This window comes from Anaerotignum sp., assembly GCF_045122575.1.
Lineage (GTDB): Bacteria > Bacillota > Clostridia > Lachnospirales > Anaerotignaceae > Anaerotignum_A.
The window spans coordinates 1-10,418 of record NZ_JBGVHV010000183.1; the positions used below are offsets into that span (position 1 = coordinate 1).

Below are 10,418 nucleotides of genomic sequence, written 5' to 3' on the forward strand. Positions count from 1 at the left end.
CGTAAAATTTTAGATTTTCTGGAAAAAGATATAAAAGAGAGGTAATGTGGATACATTGCCTCTTTTCTGTCATGCCATGGCCTGAAAGGCGATTAGCGAAGGAGGAACGAAAATGGGATTGAACACCCTTTTTCTTGCACATAAATTTGTTTCGGAGCATGTAAAGCCAGGGGATTTCTGCATTGATGCAACGGCAGGAAAAGGCAGAGATACCGCATTTCTGTGTGATCTGGTGAAAGAAAGCGGTAAGGTGTTTGCTTTTGATATCCAGCCGGATGCGGTTGGCCAGACGCGATCTTTGATCGAAGAGAGGGGATATGAACAGATCGCGGAGGTGATTTTGGACAGTCATTCCAATATGGAGCAATATGTATCGCCCGAAACGGTAGACTGCATCATGTTCAATTTTGGCTGGCTGCCAGGGGGAAGTCATAAGATTTTTACCCGCCCAGACACCAGTATTCCTGCCATAGAGGCAGGTCTGCGCCTGTTAAAACCGGGCGGCATCATGTCCCTGTGCATTTATTATGGCGGCGAGAGTGGCTACGAGGAAAGGGATGCGCTGCTGGAATATCTGGCGACTATCGATAACCGAAAATATACGGTGATTGTCAATACCTTTCACAATCGCACCGGAGATCCGCCGATCCCCGTATATATCTATAAAGAGATATAAAGATAGTTTTTTGTGTCCTTCTGTGTTAAAATTTTGATATTCCGAAAGGAGGTGTCACGATGAAGCTCATCGCACCGAACTATTATACGAAATTCAAATGTATCGCCGATCGATGCAAACATAGCTGCTGTATTGGCTGGGTCATTGATGTGGACCCCGATACATTGGCATATTACCATAGCGTTACAGGCCCTTTGGGGGAACGCCTGAAAAAGGGCATTGATGAAAGCGGAGAAACTGCCCATTTTATTCTGGGGAAAGGGGAACGATGCCCCTTTTTGAACAAAAGTGGTCTTTGCGATCTGATCATTGGTCTGGGTGAGGACTGCCTGTGTCAGATCTGTACAGACCATCCCCGTTACCGCAATTTTTATTCCGACCGTACCGAGATTGGCCTTGGCATTTGCTGCGAAGCTGCGGGGAAACTGATCCTGAAACAGCAGGAAAAAACGACATTGGTGGTTCTGGAAGACGACGGAGGAGTAGAGGAACTGGAGGCTCCCGATGAATCACTGCTGGTCTGGAGAGAACAGCTGATGCAGATCGTGCAGGACAGAAGCCGGAGCATAGAAAAACGCGCAGATGTCCTTCTGCAGGCAGCGGAAATGACGATTCCCAACAGAAGTCTGGCAGAATGGGCGGATATTTATCTGGAACTGGAACGTCTGGAATCAGACTGGACGGATCGTCTGGAGGAATTAAAACAAACGGATCTTTCCAAAGCCCCTGTTCTGGATACACCCGAATGGGAAATTGCTTTTGAACAGCTTCTGGTTTATTTCCTGTATCGCCAGCTGCCTTTTGCGCTGGATGATGGGGAATATGAAGCCAGAGCAGCCTTTTGCGTGCTGAGTTATCGCATCATCCGTGATCTTTGTCGCGTTCATGCCGTTTTGCATGGCAGTGTTGATCTGGATGATCTGGTGGAAATTTCCCGTCAGTATTCTGCGGAGATCGAATATTCTGATGAAAATGTAGAAGCATTGCTGGATGCTTTGTTTGAAGAATAAACAGTAGGAAAAGTCACTTTCGGGTGGCTTTTTTCTTTTGCAAAATCATAAAAAAATCTTAAGAAAAGGGCGGGATGATTGACAAATAAAAAGTGTAAGTTTACACTATTTATATACGTTTGTTTTTATGGCTGCAGGAAAAACGCACAGAAATCAGGTGAATTTATGAAACTGTCATCCTTTGTATTTTTTGCTAAATTCGGGATCAAAACGATCCTGTTCAGAAAAAAAGAACCGATCCTCGGAACGGTCATCATTACAGATAAATGCAATCTAAAATGTAAACATTGTTCTGTGAACAATATTATGGCGGTAATCCATCCTTATGCGCAGATCAGGAAAGAAATGCAGACTCTTTATGATATGGGGATCCGTATCCTCTTTTTCTGCGGCGGGGAAACCTTCCTCTGGCAGGATGGCGAAAAGACACTGCGGGATTTAGTCTTAGAGGCGAAACAGATGGGCTTCCTTATTGTCAATGTGGTCACCAACGGTACATTTCCCATCGACCTGCCGGAAGCGGATCTGATTCTCCTCAGTCTGGACGGTGACAGGGAACGGCATAATATGATCCGTGGGGATACCTATGACACCATTATGGAAAATATCAGCCATGCTACGGCGGATAATATCTGCTTTTATATGGCCATCAACCAGATCAACAAAGATGCCGTGGCACATGTCTGCAAAACGGCCAGAGATACCGAACATGTGCGGGCGGTTTCCTTCAATTTTCATACGCCATATCCCGATACCAAGGAACTGGCTTTATCGAAAGAGGAAAAGAGGGACTGCTGTGATACGATCCTGCGAATGATGAAAGCGGGGGCGCCGATTTTCAATCTGAAAAGTGCATTTCCCTATCTGATCGAAAATAAATTTCCGACCCCCTGTCATCAGTGTGTTGTCATAGAAAATGGAAAAATCAGTACCTGCGGCAGGTGCATCGATGTGCCGGGATTATGTGAGCAATGCGGTTACTTTTTCGTAGCCGAGTATACGCTTCTGTTCCGCGGCAATCCGAAGATCCTGCTGGAAATGCTGAAAACATATCTGAAATATATCTGAGGTGGCTTATGGGAATCATTACTGATCTGACCAGAATGTGGCTGACTCGTTCCGGGAAGCCCTTTACCTTTACAAATACATACGATGCCCGCCTGTCTTATAGCGATTGTCAGGGGCTTGGCCTGTATGTCCATATTCCCTTCTGCGGAAAGATCTGCGATTTCTGCCCTTACTGCAAGGTGGTCTATGAAAAGGAACTGTGCGACCGTTATATGGATGCCCTGCTGCAGGAAATTCGTATGGTAGGGGCGCAGTATGGGGAGAAAAAACAGGTGACCAGCCTGTATTTTGGCGGAGGTACCCCTGCGCTGGCAGCAGACCGCCTGCAGGAGATCATAGAAACCATCGAGAACTATTTTCATATCACGGAGGGGATTGGTCTGGAACTGCATCCTCGAAATGTGACCGTACCGACCCTGCAGAAACTGAAAGACGCAGGTGTAACCAAAATCAGCATCGGTATCCAGTCTTTTCAGGAGAAATATCAGTGGATCCTTGGCAGAGAAATGGTGGATATTTCTGCTATGGCGGCTGCTCTATCCCAGGTCTCCTTTGAAACGGTCTCCATGGATTTTATCTTTGCGCTGCCGGGACAGACCGCGGAGGATCTGAAGACAGATATTGCATTGGCCTTTGCCAACGGCGCCAATCATATTGCGATTTATCCTTTTATCGATTTTTCGTTTACCTCCAGCGATGTACCGGTTATGGGGAAAAAAGAAAAGCGGAAACTGATGGATGATATCACGAAATATTGTGAAGAGATCGGGTGTCACAGAGATTCCATCTGGACGTTTTCCAAAACAAAAACAGCAAGATATTCCTCTATGACGCGGGATAACTTTCTTGGGTTTGGCTGCTCTGCCACGACGTTGCTGCAGGAACAGTTCAAGATCAATACGTTTTCCGTGGAGGAATACTGCAGAAGGATAAAGGATGGAAAATTACCAACTTCCCTGACCCTGCGGTTTTCTCTGCGCCAGCGGATGGTATATTATCTCTTCTGGACGGCTTACAGCACGCGGGTGGATGAGAAGGATTTCGAGAAGTTCTTTGGGGTTCCATTGAAAAAGATGTACGGATTGGAGATTTTCCTAGCAAAATGTCTGGGATTTCTTACGGAGGAAAAGGGTGTTTATACCATGACGAAAAAAGGAGCCTTTTATTATCATTATTATGAAAATTTCTACACGTTATCCTATATTGATAAAATGTGGGGGATCATGCGGAAAGAAGCTTTTCCGAAAAAAATAGAATTATGAAGCAGATATTCTGAAAAGAGAAAAACAGCCATCATAGATGACTGTTTTTCTTTTGGTGTTTTTATAGGTATGTTTGGTTTGGTTTATTCTTCTTCATGTTTTGCTGCATATTTCTTGCCTGCAGTAATGATACCGAAGAAGTAAACAGCTGCGAATACGCCTGCGATCACGTAGGAAGTGTGCAGAGGCAGACCAAAGCCGATCTTCTGGCTCAGCAGGAAGGAAGAAATAATGAACAGGTAGAATGTACCGGGCAGCAGAGTGATCAGATATGCAAATTTAGGCGCACCTTTTTTCGCACTCAGGTAGATGCTGATTGCAGCAAAAGCGAATACCGCGATTGTCTGGTTTGCCCATGCAAAGTATCTCCACAGGATGTTGAATCCTTCTGCGTTTGTTTTTGCATAAATCAGAATGAAGATTACGGGGATGAACATTGCCAGTGTTACCATAACACGGTTCTTTTTGGATTTCTGATCGATATGCATGTAATCTGCAATCATCAGACGGCAGGAACGCAGTGCTGTATCGCCGGAAGTAACGGGCAGTACGATAACACCCAGAATTGCGATGATACCGCCAACAGGGCCCAGAATGTCTTTTGCAACTTCACCAACAACAGCTGTTGCACCGCTGACGGAGCCTGCATTATAAATACCCATTGCTGCTGCAGCCCAGATCATAGCGATCAGACCTTCCAGAATCATCATCCAGTAGAAAGTGAATTTACCTTCTTTTTCGGAACGAACGCTTCTGCCGATCAGTGTACACTGTGTGGAGTGGAAGCCGGATGTGATACCGCAGGCAACTGTTACGAAGAATACAGGGATAAAGGGTGTGCCTGCACCTGTGTTACCTGCAGCTTCCCACATGGGATACATGTTGAACAGGCCTTTGAAACCGCCGGACAGATCCAGATTTGTCAGTTCATAGCCTTTTACGAAAATACCGCCGAAAACGCCGATTGCAGAGATCAGCAGGATCGCACCGAAGATAGGGTAGATACGGCCGATGATCTTATCGATAGGGAACAGTGTAGCGATCAGGTAGTAGCCCAGGATCACTGCGTAAATCACCCATGTCCAGATGCTTACGCCCTGCAGACCAACGATCTGACCTGCAAACAGGTCACCGGGTGTATAAGTAAATACTGCACCAACCAGCAGCATCAGGAAGCAGAGGAAGATGTTATACAGATGATATACTTTATTGCCAAGGAATTTTTTCATAATACCGGGCATCTGTACACCATCCTGTCTCAGGGACATCATACCGCTGAGGTAGTCGTGTGTTGCACCGCTGATTACACAGCCGATAGGAATTGTCAGAAATGCGATGGGGCCAAACAGGATACCCTGAATGGGGCCGAAGATAGGGCCTGTACCTGCGATATTCAGCAGATTGATCAGAGCATTTTTAAATTTGCTCATGGGAACATAGTCTACGCCGTCTTCATATTTTACAGCAGGAGTCTGTCTGTCGTCTGGTTTGAAAATACCTTCGACAAATTTGCCGTACAGGAAGCCGCCAACCAATAAAATTGCTAACCCAATTAAAAATGTTGTCATAATATAATACCTCCTTATCCACGCTCTCTCTGGGTAGAAGAGAGGTGTTCTTTTGTATAAATGTGATTTGGAATCATTCCGACGTTCATTTTATCAGAAAAAATGTTCGTTTCAAGAGGATAAATGTCTTTTTGGCGTTTTTTTGGATATTTCAGTAATTGGATTAAATGTTGTATGAAAAATTTTTTCTTTTCTCATTTTTTTTTGGGAATTTTGTAATGCAGGGGAAATCTTTTGTCTGAACAGTGGTTTTTAGTACAATGCATGTGAAAAACGAATGGATTTTAATTGTTTTCGGGGATAAATGGTTGAAAAATCTATGGATTTGAAAGAAAACATAAAACAAGATTATGTTATCCATAAAATACCTGATACAAAAAAGGGGGAAGAACCAGACAGAAACCATTTTTTGGAGATTTTCGGAGTGTACTTTTTTGTGCACATTGTTTACATATATCAGTTAGTATATGAAAAATCCCCTTGTATACAGAGGATACAAGGGGATGGGAATCAAATGGAAGAGGTTTTTCGGAACTGAAAAGGAGTGATCCCTGTTTGTTTTTTAAACATTGCAATAAAATGGCTGGGTTCTTCAAAGCCTACCAGCTCGGAAATGGTCTGGATCTCCATGCGTGTTTTGGTCTGCAGTAGTTCCTTGGCTTTGGATATTCTGTAGTTCGTCAGATATTCATAAACAGAGCAGCCGATAAAGCGGCGGAACAGACGGGAAAGATACTGTGGTGTCACATAGACCTTGCTGCTCAGTTCCTGAACGGTCAGGTGGGAGGCATAGGCCGTCTGGATCTCTTTTATCACAGGAGCGACATACTTTACATAGAGGGGATTTTCGGCGAAGTCATCGGTATAGATCCCTTCTACGAACTCCATCAGGAGACGATAACACTCTACGGAAAGGGCTTTTGTGGCTGCCGGAGAATTTTTATACTTTATAATAATGTCTGAAATGATCTCTGCGATCCTTGTGCCTTGTTCCTGTTTGATGAATATGATTTTTCTGTTTTCCAGAATACTGTCGATGTTATTTTCCATGCTTCCGGCAAAGGTGATAAAGCAGGTTGTCCACTTTTCTGATATTTTTTTGTAGGAGTGGCTGACAAAGGGGGCAATGAGCACACCTTCCCCTTCATTGAGGACATAGTTTTTTCCAAGAATTTCAATTTGGCCGCATCCGGTTTCTGTTTGCAGATAATGGTAACCAGAATAGCCGGAAGAACGGATCACAAGTTCCTGATCCCACATATTTCCAACACTGTCAAAGGTAAAAGGTTCCTTCGCAACTGTGTTTTTAAAATAGATTGGCATAGCATCACCTGTTTCGAAATATTATATTATTTAGTCTAACATGTGATACTTCTTTTTGTCTAGTGGGTGTATAATCTCAGCAACAAAGAAATTTTGCAATATTCAAAAAAATATGAGGTGACAAATGATGAAAAGTACATTTAGCAGAATCCTGTACGGCGGGGATTACAACCCCAATCAGTGGCCCAAGGAAATTTGGGAAAAAGATATGGAATATTTTAAAGATGCCCGTATCAACAGTGCAACCATCAATGTTTTCTCCTGGGCAAAGATCCAGCCTTCTGAAGAAGAATATTATTTTGATGAACTGGATGAAATCGTAGAAATGCTGAGCAAAGAAAACTATGATATTGTGCTGGCAACCTCCACAGGTGCTATGCCCGCTTGGCTTTACAAAAAATATCCTGAAGTAGCAAGAACGGACTATGAAGGCCGTCATCATAAATTCGGTCAGCGTCACAATGCATGTCCCAATTCCCCTGTTTTCCAGAAATATGCGAAAGCACTGGCAGAACAGCTGGCAAAACGCTATGGCGACAATGAACATGTAAAATGCTGGCACATCAGCAATGAATACGGCGGCGAATGCTACTGTGAAAACTGTGAAAAAGCATTCCGCGTATGGCTGAAAAATAAATATGGCACAATCGAAGCAGTAAATAAAGCATGGAATCTGGAATTCTGGGGTCATACTGTTTACGATTGGGATGAAATCGTACTGCCCAACGTACTGGGTGATGGTATGGAAAATGGCAAAGATACAGCTTTTGCAGGTCTTTCCGTTGACTACCGCAGATTTATGTCTGAAAGCATGCTGAACAACTACAAAATGGAAAGAGATGTGATCCGTCAGTATGACAAAGAAACTCCCATCACAACAAACCTGATGGGTACATATAAACTGCTGGATTACTTCAAATGGGCGAAAGAAATGGATATCGTTTCCTGGGATAACTACCCTGCCTATAACACACCCTGGAGCCTGACTGCGATGACACATGACCTGATGCGCGGTCTGAAGGATTCTCCTTTCATGCTGATGGAACAGACACCCAGCCAGCAGAACTGGCAGCCTTATAACTCCCTGAAAAAACCCGGTCAGATGCGCGCACAGAGCCTGCAGACAGTTGCGCATGGTGCGGATACCATTCAGTTCTTCCAGCTGAGACGCAGCGTTGGGGGCTGTGAAAAATTCCACGGCGCTGTGATCGGTCATGTAGGTACAACTGATACAAGAGTATTCAGAGAAGTGAAACAGTTGGGCGAAGAACTGGAACGTCTGAGCGCTTTCACACTGGGTTCTGTAAATAAAGCAGAGGTTGGTATTGTATTTGACTGGGATAACTACTGGGCTCTGGAATACACCAGCGGTCCCACACAGGATCTGACTTATGTAGAACAGATCCACCAGTACTACAAATTCTTCTATGATAAAAATATTAGTGTAAATATGATTCCTTTCGATGCTGATTTCAGCAAATATAAAGTTGTGGTTGCACCCGTTCTTTATATGGTAAAAGAAGGCATGAAAGAAGCACTGGAAAAATTCGTTGAAAATGGCGGCGTTCTGATTACAACCTTCATGAGTGGTTTGGTAGATCAGTCTGATAATGTTTATCTGGGCGGCTACCCTGGTCCTCTGAGAGAAATGGCAGGGGTATGGGTAGAAGAAATCGATGCTCTGGCACCTGAACAGATGAACACTGTAACATTTGCTGATGGTACAGAAGTTTCCTGCAACCTGCTGTGTGATGTGATGCATCTGGAAGGTGCAGAATGTCTGGCAACTTATGCAACAGATTTCTATGCGGGTACTCCTGCGGTTACTAAAAATCAGTTTGGCAAAGGCTACACATATTATGTTGGCACAAACATGAATGGTAACGGCATCGCAAAGGTTTTGGATATGGCTGTTGCACAGGCAGGCGTTTCTTCCGTAATTCAGGAAGAAACAGAACTGGAAGTAACATGCAGAAAAGCAGATGACTGCACATATTATTTCGTTGTAAACTTCAAGGATAAAGAAATCGAAGTACCTTCCTGCTTCGTAGGCTGCACAGACCTTCTTACAGGTGAAGTTGCAGTATCCGGTAAGATGATGAAAAAATATGATGTAATGATCTTCTCCATGCCCAACTGATTTTCGGGAATCTATTTGGTGCAAAGAGAGCGTTTTTTCGGCTCATAAAAGGAAAATGATCAGAATGAATAAAGGCCATCCTGTAAAGGATGGCCCTGCTTTTTTTCGTAGGCTTTGGAGGATCAGATTTCCTGGATCGTTCCATGCAGTTCCTGCAGAGAACGAACAACGCCGCAGCCGGGTTTGTTCATGGATTCAATCCCGCTGGCAGTAGCTTTTGCAGCCGCCATTGTGGTGATATAAGGGATTTTCTTGCGGATCGCCGCTTTGCGCAGATAGCTGTCGTCGGCTGTTCCGTCAGCCCCGATGGGGGTGTTAATAATCAGGTCGATCTTACCGTTGGCGATCAGGTCGGAAGTATTTGGTCTGCCGCCTTCGCTGATCTTATAGACGAATTCAGAAACGATATGGGCATCAGCCAATGCTTTCTGTGTCCCTTTTGTTGCATAGATCTTAAAACCGGCTTCGTCAAAGCCTTTTGCGATTTCTGCCAGCTCTGCCTTGTCTTTATCGCAGACGGAGATCAGAACGGAACCGCCCATAGGCAGTTTTGTCTGGGTTGCTTCCTGTGCCTTGAAGAAGGCTTCTCCGTAGAACTGAGAAAGACCAAGCACTTCGCCGGTGGAGCGCATTTCAGGCCCCAGAATGGGGTCAACTTCCTGGAACATATTGAAAGGGAATACAGCTTCTTTTACCCCATAATAAGGGATCTTGCGTTCCTTCAGAGAGGGAACAGGAGAAGTTCTGCCGGTCAGTTCGGAAGTAACGATATCGATGGCCAGAGGCACCATGCGGATGTTACATACCTTGGAAACCAGTGGTACGGTACGGGATGCTCTGGGATTTGCTTCCAGAACGTAAACTTTATCCTTTTCGATGGCGTACTGCATGTTCATCAGGCCTTTAACGCCCATTTCTTCCGCGATCTTTCTGGTATATTCCTTGATCGTTTTTACATTTTCTTCGGAAATATGTCTGGAAGGGATGATACATGCGGAGTCACCGGAATGTACCCCGGCCAGTTCGATGTGTTCCATGACTGCGGGAACAAAAGCGTGGGTGCCGTCACTGATGGCATCGGCTTCGCATTCCATTGCATGATTCAGGAAACGGTCGATGAGGATGGGTCTGTCGGGGGTTACACCGACGGCAGCATTCATATATTTGGTCAGATTTTCGGGGTCATAAACCACTTCCATACCGCGGCCGCCCAGAACGTAAGAAGGACGAACCATAACAGGATAGCCGATCTTTTCCGCAATGGAAAGAGCGTCTTCCACGGTAACGGCCATGCCGGATTCGGGCATGGGGATCTCCAGTTTATCCATCATCGCGCGGAACAGGTCTCTGTCTTCTGCCAGATCGATGACT

General features: G+C 44.8%; 8 protein-coding genes. 5 read left to right on the forward strand and 3 right to left on the reverse strand.

Annotation, left to right across the window (positions count from 1 at the left end; genetic code table 11):
- The first annotated feature begins 112 nt into the window (after positions 1 to 112).
- From ACJMLT_RS09095 to ACJMLT_RS09110, 4 genes are all read left to right on the forward strand, one after another.
- Positions 113 to 676, forward strand: coding sequence for a tRNA (mnm(5)s(2)U34)-methyltransferase (locus ACJMLT_RS09095; RefSeq protein WP_405729772.1), 564 nt, complete (start codon positions 113 to 115; stop codon positions 674 to 676).
- Positions 677 to 735: 59 nt separating this feature from the next.
- A complete protein-coding gene (fliB, locus tag ACJMLT_RS09100; RefSeq protein ID WP_405729775.1) occupies positions 736 to 1,686 on the forward strand; it encodes a flagellin lysine-N-methylase in 951 nt (316 codons plus the stop codon).
- A gap of 165 nt (positions 1,687 to 1,851) precedes the next feature.
- Positions 1,852 to 2,754 carry a radical SAM protein gene (locus ACJMLT_RS09105; RefSeq protein WP_405729778.1) on the forward strand — a complete coding sequence of 301 codons (903 nt, stop codon included), beginning with the start codon at positions 1,852 to 1,854 and terminating at the stop codon, positions 2,752 to 2,754.
- A gap of 8 nt (positions 2,755 to 2,762) precedes the next feature.
- Positions 2,763 to 4,016, forward strand: coding sequence for a coproporphyrinogen-III oxidase family protein (locus tag ACJMLT_RS09110; protein WP_405729781.1), 1,254 nt, complete (start codon positions 2,763 to 2,765; stop codon positions 4,014 to 4,016).
- 83 nt (positions 4,017 to 4,099) lie between these two features.
- Here ACJMLT_RS09110 and ACJMLT_RS09115 read toward each other — a convergent pair whose 3' ends face one another.
- Together ACJMLT_RS09115 and ACJMLT_RS09120 are read right to left on the reverse strand one after the other, a co-directional pair.
- Positions 4,100 to 5,584 carry a carbon starvation CstA family protein gene (locus ACJMLT_RS09115; protein WP_405729784.1) on the reverse strand — a complete coding sequence of 495 codons (1,485 nt, stop codon included), beginning with the start codon at positions 5,582 to 5,584 and terminating at the stop codon, positions 4,100 to 4,102.
- A gap of 510 nt (positions 5,585 to 6,094) precedes the next feature.
- Positions 6,095 to 6,907, reverse strand: coding sequence for an AraC family transcriptional regulator (locus ACJMLT_RS09120; RefSeq protein WP_405729787.1), 813 nt, complete (start codon positions 6,905 to 6,907; stop codon positions 6,095 to 6,097).
- 127 nt (positions 6,908 to 7,034) lie between these two features.
- Here ACJMLT_RS09120 and ACJMLT_RS09125 point away from each other — a divergent pair, with 127 nt between their 5' ends.
- Positions 7,035 to 9,047, forward strand: a complete 2,013-nt coding sequence (locus ACJMLT_RS09125; protein WP_405729792.1) for a beta-galactosidase — start codon at positions 7,035 to 7,037, stop codon at positions 9,045 to 9,047.
- Positions 9,048 to 9,169: 122 nt separating this feature from the next.
- Here the strand turns inward: ACJMLT_RS09125 and ACJMLT_RS09130 are convergent.
- On the reverse strand, positions 9,170 to 10,418 hold a 1,249-nt coding region (locus ACJMLT_RS09130), incomplete at its 5' end, for an ATP-binding protein (RefSeq protein ID WP_405729789.1).